The 16,541-nt window shown below is 60.4% G+C and carries 17 protein-coding genes; 7 read left to right on the top strand and 10 right to left on the bottom strand.

What is annotated here, in order from left to right; genetic code table 11:
- Positions 1 to 59: 59 nt before the first annotated feature.
- From AF71_RS10630 to chrA, 5 genes are all read right to left on the bottom strand, one after another.
- Positions 60 to 1,535 (bottom strand): sodium:solute symporter family protein, encoded by a 1,476-nt coding sequence (locus tag AF71_RS10630; RefSeq protein WP_112644305.1) that lies wholly within the window; start codon positions 1,533 to 1,535, stop codon positions 60 to 62.
- Positions 1,525 to 1,722 (bottom strand): DUF3311 domain-containing protein, encoded by a 198-nt coding sequence (locus tag AF71_RS10625; protein WP_018856919.1) that lies wholly within the window; start codon positions 1,720 to 1,722, stop codon positions 1,525 to 1,527. The genes AF71_RS10630 and AF71_RS10625 overlap by 11 nt, the downstream gene beginning before the upstream one ends.
- Positions 1,723 to 1,855: 133 nt before the next feature.
- Complete coding sequence (locus tag AF71_RS10620) at positions 1,856 to 2,839, bottom strand: bifunctional riboflavin kinase/FAD synthetase (protein ID WP_018856918.1); 984 nt, start codon at positions 2,837 to 2,839, stop codon at positions 1,856 to 1,858.
- Between the two features lie 27 nt (positions 2,840 to 2,866).
- A complete protein-coding gene (locus tag AF71_RS10615) occupies positions 2,867 to 3,715 on the bottom strand; it encodes a TIGR01459 family HAD-type hydrolase (protein ID WP_018116665.1) in 849 nt (282 codons plus the stop codon).
- Between the two features lie 101 nt (positions 3,716 to 3,816).
- Positions 3,817 to 5,265, bottom strand: a complete 1,449-nt coding sequence (gene chrA / locus AF71_RS10610) for a chromate efflux transporter (protein WP_169681288.1) — start codon at positions 5,263 to 5,265, stop codon at positions 3,817 to 3,819.
- A gap of 310 nt (positions 5,266 to 5,575) precedes the next feature.
- Between chrA and groES the strand changes: the two genes are divergently transcribed.
- From groES to AF71_RS10595, 3 genes are all read left to right on the top strand, one after another.
- Positions 5,576 to 5,872, top strand: coding sequence for a co-chaperone GroES (gene groES / locus AF71_RS10605; RefSeq protein WP_004675403.1), 297 nt, complete (start codon positions 5,576 to 5,578; stop codon positions 5,870 to 5,872).
- A 74-nt stretch (positions 5,873 to 5,946) separates the two neighbouring features.
- Positions 5,947 to 7,587 (top strand): chaperonin GroEL, encoded by a 1,641-nt coding sequence (gene groL, locus AF71_RS10600; RefSeq protein WP_018116667.1) that lies wholly within the window; start codon positions 5,947 to 5,949, stop codon positions 7,585 to 7,587.
- Positions 7,588 to 8,289: 702 nt separating this feature from the next.
- Complete coding sequence (locus AF71_RS10595; RefSeq protein WP_037089657.1) at positions 8,290 to 8,736, top strand: hypothetical protein; 447 nt, start codon at positions 8,290 to 8,292, stop codon at positions 8,734 to 8,736.
- Positions 8,737 to 8,798: 62 nt separating this feature from the next.
- Here the strand turns inward: AF71_RS10595 and AF71_RS10590 are convergent, their stop codons facing one another.
- Positions 8,799 to 9,509 (bottom strand): glutathione binding-like protein, encoded by a 711-nt coding sequence (locus AF71_RS10590; RefSeq protein ID WP_018856915.1) that lies wholly within the window; start codon positions 9,507 to 9,509, stop codon positions 8,799 to 8,801.
- 213 nt (positions 9,510 to 9,722) lie between these two features.
- Here AF71_RS10590 and AF71_RS10585 point away from each other — a divergent pair, with 213 nt between their 5' ends.
- Positions 9,723 to 10,166 carry a DoxX family protein gene (locus tag AF71_RS10585; RefSeq protein ID WP_026371753.1) on the top strand — a complete coding sequence of 148 codons (444 nt, stop codon included), beginning with the start codon at positions 9,723 to 9,725 and terminating at the stop codon, positions 10,164 to 10,166.
- A 79-nt stretch (positions 10,167 to 10,245) separates the two neighbouring features.
- On the opposite strand, the gene hisG is transcribed toward AF71_RS10585, so the two are convergent.
- Genes hisG through hisS form a run of 3 tightly spaced genes read right to left on the bottom strand, consistent with a single transcriptional unit; the run spans position 10,246 to position 13,575 of the window.
- Positions 10,246 to 10,941: an ATP phosphoribosyltransferase gene (gene hisG, locus AF71_RS10580; RefSeq protein ID WP_025659453.1), complete on the bottom strand. Its 696-nt coding sequence runs from the start codon at positions 10,939 to 10,941 to the stop codon at positions 10,246 to 10,248.
- A complete protein-coding gene (locus AF71_RS10575; RefSeq protein ID WP_169681286.1) occupies positions 10,941 to 12,059 on the bottom strand; it encodes an ATP phosphoribosyltransferase regulatory subunit in 1,119 nt (372 codons plus the stop codon). Before AF71_RS10575 ends, hisG begins: the two co-directional genes overlap by 1 nt.
- A gap of 1 nt (position 12,060) precedes the next feature.
- Positions 12,061 to 13,575, bottom strand: a complete 1,515-nt coding sequence (gene hisS, locus AF71_RS10570; RefSeq protein ID WP_018856911.1) for a histidine--tRNA ligase — start codon at positions 13,573 to 13,575, stop codon at positions 12,061 to 12,063.
- A 138-nt stretch (positions 13,576 to 13,713) separates the two neighbouring features.
- Between hisS and AF71_RS10565 the strand changes: the two genes are divergently transcribed.
- The 3 genes from AF71_RS10565 to AF71_RS10555 all read left to right on the top strand — a co-directional run bounded on the left by AF71_RS10565 (position 13,714) and on the right by AF71_RS10555 (position 15,357).
- A complete protein-coding gene (locus AF71_RS10565) occupies positions 13,714 to 14,472 on the top strand; it encodes a hypothetical protein (protein WP_018856910.1) in 759 nt (252 codons plus the stop codon).
- A gap of 90 nt (positions 14,473 to 14,562) precedes the next feature.
- Positions 14,563 to 14,928, top strand: coding sequence for a hypothetical protein (locus AF71_RS10560; RefSeq protein WP_169681284.1), 366 nt, complete (start codon positions 14,563 to 14,565; stop codon positions 14,926 to 14,928).
- A gap of 69 nt (positions 14,929 to 14,997) precedes the next feature.
- A complete protein-coding gene (locus AF71_RS10555) occupies positions 14,998 to 15,357 on the top strand; it encodes a DUF305 domain-containing protein (protein ID WP_169681282.1) in 360 nt (119 codons plus the stop codon).
- A gap of 54 nt (positions 15,358 to 15,411) precedes the next feature.
- On the opposite strand, the gene AF71_RS10550 is transcribed toward AF71_RS10555, so the two are convergent.
- Positions 15,412 to 16,461 (bottom strand): aldo/keto reductase, encoded by a 1,050-nt coding sequence (locus tag AF71_RS10550; protein WP_169681280.1) that lies wholly within the window; start codon positions 16,459 to 16,461, stop codon positions 15,412 to 15,414.
- Positions 16,462 to 16,541 lie beyond the last annotated feature (80 nt).

Below are 16,541 nucleotides of genomic sequence, written 5' to 3'. Positions count from 1 at the left end.
GTCATCGCATGGAAAAGCCGCGAACTTGCCCGCCCGCGGCTTCTGTTTTCGGGGGACGATCAGGCGCGCGCCGTCACTTTTGCCGGGATCAGCACATTGACGATGACGGCGACGATGACGTTCAACGCCAATGCCAGCAGGCCGATATAGACGGTAAACGAGGTCTCTCCGATGGTGACAGGCTGCAGCGGTTTCAGGCCGTTGATCCAGACGAAGAGCGTGCCACCGAAGAAGCCGACGAACCAGCCTGCGATCAGACCGGGCGCGCGGAACCAATTGGTGTAGAGGCCGAAGACCAGCGCCGGAAACGTCTGGAGGATCCAGACGCCGCCGAGAAGCTGAAGGTCGAGCGCGAATTGGGTCGGCAGGAAAAGGATGACAAGAAGCGCGCCGACCTTGACAACGAGCGACGTCACCTTCGCGACCTTTGCCTCGCCGGCATCCGTCACCTGAGGATTGACATAGGCCTTCCAGAAATTGCGGGTGAAGAGGTTGGACGCGCCGATGCTCATCACCGCCGCCGGTACCAGCGCACCGATCGCAATCGCCGCGAAGGCGAAGCCCGCGAACCAACTCGGGAACAGCGTCTGGAAGAGCGCCGGCACGACATCGTTGGCGTTGTCCAGCTTCAAGCCTGCGGCATGTCCCATGTAGCCGAGCAGTGCCAGAAGGCCGAGCAGCAGTGTATAGGCCGGCAGCAACGCAGCATTCTTGCGGATGGTGTTGCCGCTGTTGGAGGCGAAGATGCCAGTCAGCGTATGCGGATACATGAAGGCCGCAAGCGCCGAGCCGAGGGCCAGCGTCGCGTAGGCGACATACTGGTTGGGCTGAAGAAGCAGGCTGCCGGAGCCCTTTGCCTGGAACGCGGCATCAGCGGCAGCAAAGACATTGGCATAGCCGCCAAGCTTCGAGGGAATGAGCGCCACGGCGGCGATCACCACGATGTAGATCATGATGTCCTTGACGAAGGCGATCAGTGCCGGCGCCCGCAGGCCAGCCGAATAGGTGTAGAGCGCCAGCACAATGAAGGCGATCGCCAGCGGTACCTCGCCATGCAGCCCCAGCGCCTTCAGCGCGGCGGTCATGCCGACGAGCTGCAGCGCGATGTATGGCATCGTGGCGATGACACCGGTTACAGCGACGGCAAGCTCCAGCCCGCGCGAACCAAATTGGCCGTGAACCACGTCACCGGCGGTCACGTAGCCGAAGTCTTTCGCCCGCTGCCAAAGGAGCGGCATGACCATGAAGACGAAGGGATAGACAATAATGGTGTAGGGCAGCGCGAAGAAACCGTAGGCGCCAACCGTATAGACCAGCGCCGGAACAGCGATGACCGTGTAGGCGGTGTAGAAGTCGCCGCCGACCAGAAACCAGGTGATCCAGATGCCGAAGCTGCGGCCACCAAGGCCCCACTCGTCGATATGGGCAAGCGTCTTCGGCCTTCGCCAGTGGGTGGCGACAAACCCCATCACCGTGACGAGCACGAAGAAGAAAACGAAGACGGCAAGCGCGGTGGTGTTGAGTTCAGTCGTCATTGCGCATGCTCCGGTAGGCGATCCAGGTCAGGAAAGCGGTAACCGGCACCCAGGCGAGCTGATACCAGTAGAAGAATGGGAAACCGAAGAGAACCGGGTCGTGAAAGTTGTAGAAGGGAACCCAAAGGAGCCCGATATAGGGAATGATGAGCAGCCAGCAGGCTGCTGTTCCAAACCTTTTATCCATTTGATGATTGCCTTTCGGTGCTTGGGGGCGCAGCGAATCCGCGTCTAATCAAACAGATGACATAGACCCCTGCCCCCACACGGCAACGGCCGTCGTCCCGAAAGGGCCGCAATTTTCGAAAGCGTCTGAACCTTCAGGCGAAGCAGATCTTGCGGTCGAGCTCGCCGAGCGGCTGTACGCCTGTCAGCAGCGCACTCGCCTCCTCCTTGTCGCGGTTCATCTGCTCCACGAGGGGGTCGAGGCCATCGAACTTCAGTTCCGGGCGCAGATAGCCGAGGAAGGACACGGAGCAGAGCTGCCCGTAGAGGTCGCCGCTGAAATCGAAGAGATACGTCTCGAGCAGTGGCGCGCCATTGTCGGTGACCGTCGGTCGGCGACCGTAGCTGGCGACACCATCATAGAGCGTCCCATCGGCAAGGCGGAAGCGCACGGCATAGATGCCCGCCTGAATGTCTGCTTCGGCGGGCAACCGCATATTCGCGGTCGGAAAGCCGAGCTGACGGCCAAGCTTCTCGCCGCCGATGACTTCCGCTTCCACCGTATAGTGATAGCCGAGCATCGCCGCCGCCTCGCTGACATTGCCATCCCTCAACAATTCGCGAACGTGGCTCGAGGAGACGACGTCGGTATTCTCGTCACGAAACGCGTCGATCAGCGTCACGCCAAAGCCGTATTTCTGGCCGGCATCCATCAGGAAGGCCGGGCCGCCTTCCCGGCCGCGGCCGAAATGAAAGTTGAAGCCGGTCACGACCTCGGATGCGCTGAGCCAATCCTTGAGGATCGAATGGATGAAATCGTCCGCCGAGCGCTGTGAGAACTCCCGGTCGAAGGGATATTCGATGACGGCATTGAAGCCGATCGCTTCGAGGATGCGCGCCTTGAGCGGCGCCGGCGTCAAGCGAAAGACCGGCTGCTCCGGGCGGAAGACAGTGCGGGGATGTGGCTCAAACGTCAGGACCAGTGCCGGAATGCCCCGCTGCCTCGATATCTCCAAGGCCCGGTTGAGCACGGACTGATGGCCCCGATGCACACCGTCGAAGTTGCCGATGGCAATCACGCCGCCATGCAGATGGGCCGGCAGGGGTTCGCGGGTTTCGTTGCGGTGAAAAACGGTCATCGGCTGGCTTTTCTCTTGCGAGGCTCGTTATGCGAGGCGGGGCATCCACCACTTCGGCGTCGCTCTTTCGCGCTCCAGATAGGCGGTGAGGATCGCCTCGTCGGTCACTCCATTCAGCGTATATTCCGTCGCGTGGATGCCGCCGCTGATATAGAGGAGATCAAGCCCGTAATCGAGAGCGCCGCGAACATCGGTCGGCATACCGTCTCCGATCGCAAGCACACGGTTCAGCGGAAAGTCCCCGTGGGCTTCGCGGGCGGCAGATAGCACGGCCTCGTAGATCGGCTTGTGCGGCTTGCCGGCAATGCGCGTTTGGCCACCGAGCTGATTGTAATATGCCGCCATCGCGCCGGCGCAGGGGATGATCTTGTGGCCGCGCTCGACAACCAGATCGGGATTGGCACAGATCATCGGCACGCCACGCGCCTGAAATGCCTTCAGCATCTTGGTGTAGTCTTCCGGGGTCTCGGTTTCGTCGTCGAAGAAGCCCGTGCAGACGACCGAGTCCGCATCCTTGGCCTCGACGCGCTCGACACCAAGGCCCTCGATGATCGCCTCGTCGCGATCCGGTCCAAGCAGAAATACCTTCTTCGGACCCTCGGCGATCAGGCCCCGCGTGACGTCGCCCGATGTGACGATGCGGTCATAGGCGCCATCCTGGATGCCGATCTGGCGAAGCTGCGTCACGACCTGCGGAGCGATGCGCGGCGAATTGGTGATGAGAACGACGGTTAGCCCCTCGCCGCGCGCTGCTTCCAGCGCCGCAGCCGCCTTGGGAAAGGGATCGACTCCATTGTGCAAGACGCCCCAGACATCGCAGAACACCGCGTCGTAGTGGCTGGTGATTTCTGCAAAGTTCTCGATCCGCTTGGCCATTCCGATTTCCCGCTGTCGTTAAGTCAAGGTGACATCGCAAAGGCATGCCGGGATGGCAAGGCATTTTGCAGTGAGCAACGGCAAAAAACTGTGCTCGTCGATTAGAGAAGGGCCTCGCCCGTTTTGATTAGCAGGCCTGCGGCAGTCGACACAGCAAGTATCGTCAGGAGGCCCTTCTCGAATCGGAAGAGCATCACGCACGCCATTACAAAGATCCCAAGCGCCGCGATATCGAGGGTCCGCCACTCCGGCCATGCGACGCTGACGATTGGCAGACCGGTTTTCCCGGACAGGAGTGCGGCACGGCCAACTTCGGCGAAGAGCACGTGCAGACCGAACCAAAGGGCAAGGTTGAGGATGACGCCGACTACCGCCGCGGTGATCGCCGAAAGGGCCGACGAGAGGTTTTCGTTGCTGCGCAGCTTCTCGATGTAGGGAGCCCCGGCGAAGATCCAGATGAAGCTCGGCACGAAGGTCGCCCAGCCGGCGAGGAAAGCACCAAGGAAGCCCCCGGCAAGCGGCGCCATGGCGAGCGGGTTGCGATAGCCGGCGAGAAATCCGACAAAACAGAGAACAAGAACAAGTGGCCCGGGCGTCGTCTCGGCAAGTGCCAGTCCATCGAGTATCTCGGCCGGCTGAAGCCAGGCGTAATGGCCGACGGCGACCTGGCCGACATAGGAGAGGACGGCGTACGCGCCTCCGAAGGTGATGACGGCCATCTTGGAGAAGAAGATGAAGACCGCGCCGAAAACATTGGTTTCGCCGCTCAGGGTTTCGGCGATCAGGTCCGTCGGTACATCGAGGCCGCGAATGAAAAAGAGTGGCGACTGCCAGACAAGGATCCAGAACACGAGCACCACAAGAGGCCTTGCGATCACATGCGTCGTAACCGCGGGAAAATGCGTGCGCGAAGAGGCTTGCGGCAAGACCGGCGCTGCCAATCGACGCTTGGAATACTTCATCCATAACAAGCCTGCTGCTGCGGCCAGGATGATAACCAGAGGAAACGGCAAGTTCAGGAAGAAGAGAGCCAGGAACGACGCTCCGGCCACATAATAATGAAAGCGCTCCCTCAGCGCTCGGCGCCGCACCCGGAGCAAGGCCTCGATGACGATTGCCAAAACGACAGCCTTTGCTCCGAAGAAAAGCGCGGGAAGCCACGCGGCCTCCTGAAAGACGGCGTAGAGGCTCGACAGCATCAGGATGACAAGGAAGCCCGGCAATACAAACAACAAGCCGGCAATGAGGCCGCCGCGCACGCCGTGCATCAGCCAGCCGATATAGGTGGCCAGTTGCTGAGCCTCCGGGCCAGGCAGCAGCATGCAGAAATTCAATCCGTGCAGGAAGCTCTCCTCGGAAATCCAGCGCTTCTCATCGACAATCGTCGTGTGCATCAGGGCGATCTGACCGGCCGGCCCGCCGAAGCCCAAGCAGCCGATGCGCGCCCATACACGCGCCGCCTCCCCAAGTGTCGGTACCGCTATGATTTCGTCCGCCGCGATCGTTTTGTTCACGGTTGCCGCCCCCTGCCCCAAGCTGCTCGATACCATCGGCGTGTATGCGCGGCAATCCTGACGCCACTCGCCCCGCGGGTGCCGCAAACGTTCCGGGGATACAAAAGCTCTCCAGCTTCAGGACGTTCGGAAATCTCGGAGAGAACGCAACCTGTCGCACTTCCGACAAGGATTTGCTGTTAAGGCTGTTTGTGAGGACGGAGAAGAAAAATTGCGGCCGTTCTTGACTCCCCGTTGGGCCACTCCTAAATGCTGCCTCGCTAGCACTCACCAAGCACGAGTGCTAACACCCATCCGTGCGGGCCGCTCTCGGCCTGCGAGTGTCATTTGATCGAGGGATTAGACAATGGCAAGCACCAATTTCCGCCCCCTTCACGATCGCGTCGTTGTCCGTCGCGTTGAGTCCGAAGAAAAGACCAAGGGCGGCATCATCATTCCCGACACCGCCAAGGAAAAGCCGCAGGAAGGCGAAATCGTCGCCGTCGGTTCCGGCGCTCGTGACGAGTCCGGCAAGGTCGTCGCTCTCGACGTCAAGGCTGGCGATCGCGTTCTGTTCGGCAAGTGGTCCGGCACTGAAGTCAAGATCAACGGCGAAGACCTTCTGATCATGAAGGAAGCCGACATCATGGGCATCATCGGCTAATCAGCCGTTTTTCCCCTTTCCGATTTTAGCTACGGGCCCATAGCCCGGACAACTCGAATTCAGGAGTTTCAATCATGGCAGCTAAAGAAATCAAATTCGGCCGCACCGCGCGCGAAAAGATGCTGCGTGGCGTCGACATTCTCGCTGACGCAGTGAAGGTAACGCTCGGCCCGAAGGGTCGTAACGTCATCATCGACAAGTCCTTCGGCGCTCCGCGCATCACCAAGGACGGCGTTTCGGTCGCCAAGGAAATCGAACTGGAAGACAAGTTCGAAAACATGGGCGCCCAGATGGTCCGCGAAGTTGCTTCGAAGACCAACGACATCGCCGGCGACGGCACGACGACCGCAACGGTTCTCGCTCAGGCGATCGTTCGCGAAGGCGCCAAGGCTGTTGCAGCCGGCATGAACCCGATGGACCTGAAGCGCGGCATTGACCTCGCTGTTGCTGAAGTCGTGAAGGATCTCCAGGCCAAGGCCAAGAAGATCAACACCTCGGAAGAAGTTGCCCAGGTCGGCACGATCTCCGCAAACGGCGAAAAGCAGATCGGTCTCGACATTGCTGAAGCAATGCAGAAGGTCGGCAACGAAGGCGTTATCACCGTCGAAGAAGCCAAGACCGCTGAAACCGAACTCGAAGTCGTCGAAGGCATGCAGTTCGACCGCGGCTACCTCAGCCCGTACTTCGTCACCAACCCGGAAAAGATGATCGCTGATCTCGAAGACGCCTTCATCCTCCTGCACGAGAAGAAGCTCTCGAACCTCCAGGCCATGCTCCCGGTTCTCGAAGCTGTCGTTCAGACCGGCAAGCCGCTCCTCATCATCGCTGAAGACGTCGAAGGCGAAGCTCTTGCTACGCTCGTCGTCAACAAGCTGCGTGGCGGCCTGAAGATTGCTGCTGTCAAGGCTCCTGGCTTCGGCGATCGCCGCAAGGCCATGCTCGAAGACATCGCGATCCTCACGGGCGGCACTGTCATCTCCGAAGACCTCGGCATCAAGCTCGAGTCGGTTACCCTCGACATGCTCGGCCGCGCCAAGAAGGTTTCGATCTCCAAGGAAAACACGACGATCGTCGACGGTTCGGGCGCCAAGTCCGACATCGAAGGCCGCGTTGCCCAGATCAAGGCCCAGATCGAAGAAACCACCTCCGACTACGACCGCGAAAAGCTGCAGGAGCGTCTTGCTAAGCTCGCTGGTGGCGTTGCAGTCATCCGCGTCGGCGGTTCGACGGAAGTCGAAGTGAAGGAAAAGAAGGACCGCATCGACGACGCGCTCAACGCGACGCGCGCTGCTGTTCAGGAAGGTATCGTACCGGGCGGCGGCGTTGCCCTGCTGCGTTCCTCCGCCAAGATCTCCGTCAAGGGCGAGAACGACGACCAGGAAGCTGGCATCAACATCGTTCGCCGCGCTCTGCAGGCTCCGGCCCGTCAGATCGCCGAGAACGCTGGTGACGAAGCATCGATCGTTGTTGGCAAGATCCTCGAGAAGGGTCAGGACAACTTCGGTTACAACGCCCAGACCGGCGAATACGGCGACATGATCGCCATGGGTATCGTCGACCCGGTCAAGGTTGTTCGCACGGCTCTGCAAGACGCAGCTTCGGTTGCTTCGCTGCTGATCACCACCGAAGCCATGATCGCCGAGCTGCCGAAGAAGGACGCTCCGGCTGGCATGCCGGGCGGCATGGGCGGCATGGGCGGCATGGACATGATGTGATAGGCGAAAGCCTATCGCTGAAGCGTCCATAAAGCTTCACCGATCTATCTCCTGGTTTTCCCGGAAATAGGAAGGGCGGTCTTCGGACCGCCCTTTTTCGTTCCGGCGCATGATTCGCCAGGTGAGCTTTTTCAATCGTCAGGTGAAACGTTTAACCGCATATCTGAATGCGCCTCGCATTCGGCGAAGCTTTCGCAGAGCTTGTGAGCCTGCATTATTTCTTCCAAAAGCTGTGTTATCCGTTCGCTGCAATTTTATGCACATTTCAGAGCTCAGGAGAGCATTGAAACCGGTTACACTTCGGCAGCTGCGCATTTTTTTGCTCTTTTTCGCGTCCCCCATACTTTCACGGTTGTTTTTCCACTCACAGTAGCGATCGGCATTATGCAAAAAGCGGATTGCCGTTTGCATGAAAGTGCCTATAAATCCCCTCGCATTCGGCGCGTGTCATCAGCCGATGGGTCACGATGCGCATCGATCCTGGCCACGAGAATGCGACGTAGGATTCGGGACAACCCCCTCCCGAAAAATATATTAGAAGTTGAGTAACGCCCCCGTGAAATTGGAAGCGGTTCCGTGAGAAGAACCGGCAATCCAGACCCCATTTCCCGGTCGCCCGAGCATGATGCGCGGTGCAACATGAACCTGCTCATTTTTGCCGGACGTGCGGCGGGGGAAGCCGCACCTACGCTGGGGAAAAATTTGTTCAAAATCGCGAGAACCAACGCCGCGGCACCGCTTATGCCGGGCTCACTGGATATCAGCAATCATGATCCTGAAATGCTGGCGCAGTTTTCCATTTCGGAAACCTGGGTCGGAGACCTGTCCAGCGGCGTGATCCGCCTCAAGGAATGGAGCGCCCTGCTGCACGGACTCCCGGCGCGGGTATGCGGGCTTCTGAGCCTCATGCGCTGCTACGATCCGAAGGATCACGATCACATCCTGGAACTCTTCGAGCAGGCTGCGACGCTCTCCTCATCCTTCTGTTTCTCGACCACCATCATGATGTCGAATGGCTTCCGTCAGCCGTTGTTCTGCATGGGCGAGTCGAACGGCCACGACGATGCTAATCACGGCAGCATGCTCGGTGTTTTCATCTTCCCTCGTTTCAAGACGAATACCGGCGGCGAGTTTGCCAGGCGCCAATAGACGCTCCCGCACATGAAAAAAGCCGGCCTTTTGGACCGGCTTTTTGCATATTTGCCTCAGATTTACGCAGGCCGTGCCGGGATATTCAACCCCTTTTCCGAGGCCGGCCGGGCGATGCAGCGCTCTAGCCAGTCCATCACGGCCGGGAAGCTCTTATAATCCAACACCTCACGCCCGCCGTAGAAGATGTCTGCACCGCGGAGCCACGGGAAAGTGGCGATATCGGCGATCGTGTAGAGATCGCCCATGATCCACTGGCGACCCTGGAGGCGTGCTTCCAGTACGCTCAGAAGCCGCTTTGATTCGTCGCGGTAGCGCTCCATCGGATACGAGTTGTTGGCAACCTTATCGGCCGCGAATTTGTAGAAGTGCCCGAACTGTCCGAACATCGGTCCGATACCGGCCATCTGGAAGAAGACCCACTGGATCGTCTCGTAGCGCCCGGCTGTATCTGATGGAATGAGTTTGCCTGTCTTCTCTGCCAAATAGAGCAGGATGGCACCGGATTCGAAAATGCCGATCGGCTTTCCATCGGGGCCATTGGGATCGATGATTGCCGGGATGCGGCCATTGGGATTGAGCGATACGAATTCCGGCGACTTCTGGTCGTTCGTGCTGAACGAGATCAGATGCGGTTCATAGGACAAGCCAAGCTCTTCAAGCGCAATCGATATCTTCACGCCGTTCGGGGTTGGCAACGAGTAAAGCTGGATGATATCCGGGTTCGCTGCTGGCCAGCGCGTCGTGATCGGAAATGCGGAAAGATCTGCCATCGGGGTCTCCATCTTGGGCGGCCGACCATAAAAGAGGCGCACCATCGATGGCAAGCCGACTTCGCCAAGATCGGTCGTTCAATAATAGAGAACGAAGTGTCCCTTTCCGTCTATCTTTCCACAACAGCAAAAAAAGGCGACAAAGTGGCATCCGAGGTTGCAACCGTGCCGGGGCACAACAACCTCAAACGCCATTCAACGGAGACAACGTTCATGTCGAATACCAACAATATTGTCATTCTTGTCGCTCGCGTCCTCTTGTCGTTCATGTTCATCCTTGCCGGCTTCGGCAAGCTGACCGATCCGGCTGGAACCGCTGGCATGATCGCCGGTGCTGGTCTTCCGGCGTCGACTGCCCTGACCTATCTCGCAGGCGCCTTTGAATTTGTAACTGGCCTCGCGGTTCTCGTCGGCTACCAGACGAAGACCGTCGGCTGGCTGCTCGCCGCCTTTTGTATCTTCACCGCTGTCGTCTTCCACCTGCCGACGGTCAACGTTCCGGATTTCCCGGCTGCCGCTCTCGGCTGGATCAACGCCCTGAACCAGATCATGGTCATGAAGAACTTCACGCTGGCCGGCGCTTACATCTTCCTCGCCATTGTCGGCCCGGGCCTCTACTCGCTCGACGCACGCCGCGGCGCCTACGCAGTCGCCTAAGCGATCAAGCATCCTCCCAAGCATGAAAAACCCGCCGTCACCAGACGGCGGGTCTTTTCGTGTGTTGATTTGGCGATGGTCAGAGTGCCGAGCGAACGGCGTCGATCAGCCGCTGAACGGTCGCGTCGTTCGCGTGGCTTTCCTTGCGTGCCCTGACGAAGCAGGCCTGGGAGCGAAGGATGACGCCGTCGGACAAGATCTTCAGGTTGTTCGCGCGAAGAGTCGAACCAGTCGAGGTGATGTCGACGATGATATCGGCCGATCCCGAGGCAGGCGCCCCTTCCGTTGCCCCAAGGCTTTCGACGATCCGGTAGAGCTGGATGCCGTGCTGGCTGGAGAAGAATTGCTGCGTCAGCCGCCAGTATTTCGTGGCAATCGCCAGGCGCCGGCCGTGACGGGCGCGAAAGTCGGAAGCAACATCGCCGAGATCGGCCATAGTGTCGACGTCGAGCCAGATTTCAGGAACGGCAACCACGACATCGGCATGGCCGAATCCGAGACGCGCGCAGATCTCGACACGCTTGTCCGCCTCCGCCAGGCCCTCGCGGACAAGGTCTTCGCCGGTGACACCGAAATCGACGGTGCCGCTGCCAAGTTCACGGGAAATCTCGGAGGCGGAAAGGAAGGCAACTTCGACGTCGTCCCAACCTTCGACGCGTCCGCGATAGGAGCGATCGTTGCCGACAGCGGTGATCCTGATCCCGGCGCGTTCGAAGATCGCCGAGGCATCGTCCTTCATCCGGCCCTTGGAGGGCAATGCGATGGTAATCGTCATCATACGGCCCTCTCGGCTTCGATGCGATCCAGCCAGAGCGAGAAGCCGACGGCGGGAATGCGTTCCTTGGCGCCCAGGAAGGTCATCAGGCGATCGAAACGGCCCCCACCGGCGAGAACCGCCGACGTGCCCTGGACGCCGATCTCGAAAACCAGGCCGGTGTAGTAATCCAGCGGACGCCCGAAGGCTGCGCGGTAATCGATCAGCGCCAAATCGACGCCGGCATTGGCCAGAGCGGCCACGCGGCCGTCGAAACGCGCCAGCGCGTTGCCGAGCTTGAGGCCCGCGGCATCGGCAAAACCGGCCAAGGCCGCCGAAGCATTGATCAGCGGTACGTTCAGCGACAGGAATTCTTCCAGCACACGGAAGGCCGCATCATCGAGGCGCGTTTCGGAGAGGATCAGCTTTTCCTTCAGACGGCGCGCGATTTCGAGCGGCGAACGGCTGGCATTCGTCGAATAGCCCGTCGCCTGCATCGTCGCATCTATTTGTGCAACAAGTGCTGCTTCATCGTCGGCGGCAATCAGATGTGCCATCTCGTCACTCAATCCAGTTACGAACTGAGGGCTGACGAGGCTTGCCAGCAGAGCTTCGAGCTGGCTCATGTTGCCGAAGGCATGGATCAGGCGCTTCTGCCAGCCGAGCGGCAGGCCAAGCGCCTGCACCACTGCTTCGAAGACAGCCTGATCGCCGAGTGTCACCGCAAGACGCTTGCCGGGAACGACGCGCTCCAGCACGCCGATCGCATCGCCGATCGCACGCGCGTCGGCAGCGGCAATATTGATGTCGCCAAGATCCTCGATCCCGGCTTGATAGAACTCGTTGCCGCCTTCACGCCGCTGGCGGAAAACTTCGCCGAGATAGGAATAGCGCTTCGGCGTGCCGGTCGCGCTCTCGATGTGGCGCAGGCAGACGGGGATCGTGAACTCCGGCCGCAGGCAAAGGCTGGCGCCCGTCTCGCTTTCGGTCATGAAAATGCGCCGGCGAAGATCCTCGCCGGCGATGTCAAGAAATGGTTCGGCCGGCTGGATGACGGGCGTATCTACCCGCTCCGTCTTTCGCGCCGCAAACTCTGAGAGGAGCTCGCCGGAGAAGTCCGGCAGGTTGATCAGGGCCATCTCAGCCCGCCCTGTTGCGGTCTTCGGCCTGCGCCGCCAGAATTTCCTTCACCTTGGCGACGAGGTCGCCTTCGGCAACTGTCTCCTGTGCGACGCGCGCTTCGCGCCAGCTGGCGTTGTCCTCGATCTCGCCGGACAGGCGCTTGCCTTCGATCAGGTCCTTGATCTGCACGACGCCCTGCGCCCGCTCGTCACCGCCCTGGATAATGGCGACGGGGCAGCCGCGGCGGTCGGCGTATTTCAGCTGATTGCCGAACTTCTTCCAGTTGCCCTGGAACATCTCGGCGCGGATGCCAGCCTTGCGCAATTCCTGCGTCATGTGCTGGTAGCGGCCCATCGACTCGACATCGCCGTCCATGACAGTGACCAGAACCGGCTCGATGACCTCGGCCTGGCCGAGCTTGCCGAGGTTCTTCAGCGCCGTCATCAGACGAGAGACGCCAATCGAGAAGCCAGTGGCCGGCACGGGCTGGCCCATGAAGCGGGACACGAGACCGTCGTAGCGACCGCCGCCACCGACGGAACCGAAGACGACCTTCTCGCCCTTCTCGTTAGTCACGTCGAAGAGGAGCTCGGCTTCGTAAACCGGGCCGGTGTAATATTCGAGGCCGCGAACAACCGAGGGGTCGATCTTGACGCGATCCGACTGATAGCCGGCGCTTCGCACCAATGCGCCGATGAAGTTCAGCTCCTCGACGCCTTCCGCACCCTTGGACGTTCCGGCAACCAGCTCGGCAAGCTGCCCAGCGCTTTCGGTATAGTCCTTGATCCCGACGAAGAAGAGAACCTTGTCGATCTGTCCCTGGTCGAGACCAGCACCCTTGGTGAAGTCGCCAGACTCGTCCTTGCGGCCGGGACCAAGCAGGAGAGCAACGCCCTCGAGACCGAACTTGTCGAGCTTGTCGATGGCGCGTAGCACGTTGAGGCGCTGGCCGGCCTTGTCATCGCCGCCGAGACCGATTGCTTCGAGAACACCGTCGAGAACTTTGCGGTTGTTGACGCGGATCACGTAGTCGCCGCGCTTGATGCCGAGGGCTTCCAGCGTATCGGCCATCATCATGCACATTTCCGCATCGGCCTGCACGCCCGGCGCACCGACCGTATCGGCGTCGAACTGCATGAACTGGCGGAAGCGACCGGGGCCCGGCTTCTCATTGCGGAAGACATAGCCGGCGCGATAGGTCCGGTACGGCAGCTGGATCTCGTTGAAATTCTCGGCAACATGACGGGCGAGCGGCGCCGTCAGGTCGTAGCGCAAGGACATCCACTGCTCGTCGTCGTCCTGCAGCGAGAAGACGCCCTCGTTCGGCCGGTCGGCATCCGGCAGGAACTTGCCGAGCGCGTCGGTGTATTCGAAGAGCGGCGTTTCGACAGGATCGAAACCATAATGCTCGTAGACTTCCCGGATCTTCGCGGTCATTTCGTTGACGGCGCGAATGTCGGCTGCCGAACGATCGACGAAGCCGCGGGGAAGTCTGGCCTTGAGCTTTTGTGGTTTCTTCTGCTTGTCGTTCATTTCCAAGGTATTCCGCTCGCTGTGACAGTGGCGGTTACCTAGCGGAAAGGGCCGGGTGCGGCAAGGGCGAAGGCCCTTGATCAGGAACACAGAATCGATTGAACGAGAGAGAATGGATCGAATGGCGGGAGCTACACGATGATTGCCGAGGCGCTTCTCTATGCTGCCACCGTTCCGATGACATTGAAGGCGCATCGCCGGTTCATCCGATACTCCGTCAATCTCTGGTCCCGCGCCGGCCGTTGCAGCCGGCAATGGGCGGAGCACGAGGAGCGAAGCCGGAACGCTGTGAGAAGTGCCATTGCGGAGTTGCGGCAGAGGAGGGCGGCGGTCGTTTTGGGCTCGGGCCTGCTCCGCGACGTGCCGATTGAGGAATTAGCCAGGACCTTTGACACTGTCGTCCTCGTCGATCTCGTGCATCTTGCCTCGGTGCGCCTCTGGCTGCGGCTCAAGCGCTACAGCAATGTTCGGCTGATCGAGCGCGATCTCTCCGGCTACGACGAGCTTGCCACGGGCAAACAACCAGAGCCGCTGGCGTTCCTGAGAAGCGTTCCGTATCTCGACTTCGTCGTCTCGGCCAATCTCCTCTCCCAGATCGGTCGCGGCGCACAACGCCGTTACGAGGCGGAACAGGCCGGCGCCATGCCCGCCGATACCGTCGCACAACTGATCGAGGCGCACCGGTCGGCGCTTGAGGCAGCGCCCTGCAAGACATGCCTGGTTACCGATGTTACCTATGCCGTGATAGACCGACAGGGGAAGGTTCATGACGAGACTGATCTGCTGCACGGCGTGGCGCTGTCGTCGGTTCGGGCCAACTGGCAGTGGCCCGTGGCGCCACTCGGCGAAGAGAGCAATGGCTATCAGATCGTCCATCAGGTCGTTGCCGCGTACTAGCGCCAGCCTCCGCACGTCGGCCGACGCTTCTCTCGCCAAAGTGTATAAAGCGGGCTTGGCTTCTTCGCGCGCTGCACCTATTTTGACGATATGCGGTTTCTTGCAATCATAGCGATGGTTTTCGGCTGGTTTGCCTTCGGCACCATGTCCGCATGGGCTGGCTGTCCGACATGCCTGTCCATGCAGCCGGTCGCTGCGACGCCCAGCACCGAGCATCAGCATATGGCCGGCATGGATATGGGCGAGAAGGCCAAGTCGTCGCCGGCGCAGCAGGATCCTTGTTCGGCCGCCGGTATGGTGCACATGCCCTTCTGTTCGGCCTGCCTGGTCATTCCGCCATTGAGCGTCATCGCCGCGACCGGCAAGCAGATGTTTTCCTATCCTGCGCCCGGACCGGCTCACGCCATGCAGGATGCCCGCCCAGCACCGCTGGCGCCGCCTCCCCGGCTTGTCTGACGGTCTTCATGAACGCTGCGGCTTCGGCCGCGCATTGAATTCCAGTATCAGACAGAGGAAGGAAATCCCATGTCTCTGAAAGTTCTCGCCATAGCGGCCACGCTCGCACTCTCGTCCGCACCCGTCTTCGCAGAGGAGATGAAAATGGACATGAGCAAGCCAATGGGCGACCACGGCGCATCGAGCCACGCTTTTGCGCAGGCGAACGCTAAAATGCACAAGGACATGACGATGAAGTATATCGGCGACGCCGATGTCGACTTCGTCCGCGGCATGATCCCGCACCATCAAGGTGCGATCGACATGGCGAAAATCGAGCTGGAGTACGGCAAGGATCCGGAAATTCGCAAGCTCGCGGAAGCCGTCATCAAGGCCCAGGAGGCTGAGATCGCCGATATGCAGGCCTGGCTGAAGGCTCACGGCAAGTAATCGCAAAGGACGCCGGAGCACGAAGCCCCGGCGTCCGCCTGCACAAGGCCTTAATCAGCCCTTCGGTTCGAAAGGTTCCGGCCGTCGGGCTACCCCCTGCCGGGCCAGCATCCAGCCCGGATATTCGGGCGCGAGTTCGCTGACCTCGTCCAGCTTCTTCAGGTCGTCCACATCGAGCTTCAGGTTGACGGCCGCCAGGTTCCGGTCGAGCTGCTCGACGCGTTTTGCGCCGATGATGACAGTCGTCACGAAAGGTTTCGCCAGGATGTAGGCAAGCGCGACGGTCGCGACGCTTGTGCCGTGTTTCGCGGCGATCTCGCGCATCACGGCAACGCAGGCCCAGGCGCGATCCTTGTCGACCGGCGGGAAGTCGAACGAGGCGCGGCGTCCTTCCCCGTTGCCCGGCGCTCCCGGCCCGTACTTGCCGGAGAGAAGACCGCCCGCCAGCGGCGACCAGACCATTAGACCAAGCTTTTCCTCCTGCATCATCGGCACGATGTCACGCTCGAGATCGCGGCCGGCGATCGAATAGTACGCCTGTACCGTCTCGAACCGGGCAAGACCGCGACGTTCCGAGATGCCGAGCGCTTTGGCGATGCGCCACGCCTGCCAGTTGGAGACACCCACATAGCGCACGAGACCGCGGGATACGAGATCGTCCAGGGCTCGCAGCGTCTCGTCGATCGGCGTGACCGGATCGGTGGCATGGATCTGGTAAAGATCGATATGATCGGTCTGCAACCGCTTCAGACTGGCCTCGACCGAATCCATGATGTGGCCACGCGAGGCGCCGCGGTCGTTCGGCTTGTCGCCCATGGTGCTATAGACTTTCGTGGCGATGACCACGTCCTTACGGGGAACGCTGAGGTTCTTCAGGGCCTGGCCGAGCAGCTTTTCGGATTCGCCGAAGGAATAGACGTCGGCCGTGTCGATGAAGTTGACGCCCGATGCCAGCGACTTCGCAACGATTTCATCGGCGGCTTTCTGGTCGACGTCGGCGATCGAGCCCCAAAGGTTGTTTTCGCCGGCGGCGCCGAATGTCATCGTACCGAGGCAGATTTCCGAGACGAATAGTCCCGTATTTCCAAGTTGATTGTAACGCATGGTCGAAAATTTCCTTGTGACGACCGCAGGCTTGCCTACGGACAGATGAGTTCATTTTTTGGTTGTTGGCCTGCACATGA

The organism is Rhizobium sp. 57MFTsu3.2, from assembly GCF_012932765.1.
GTDB classification, from domain to species: domain Bacteria; phylum Pseudomonadota; class Alphaproteobacteria; order Rhizobiales; family Rhizobiaceae; genus Rhizobium; species Rhizobium altiplani.
Note: the sequence above shows the minus strand (reverse complement) of the source record. Positions and strands in the feature narration are given on the sequence as shown.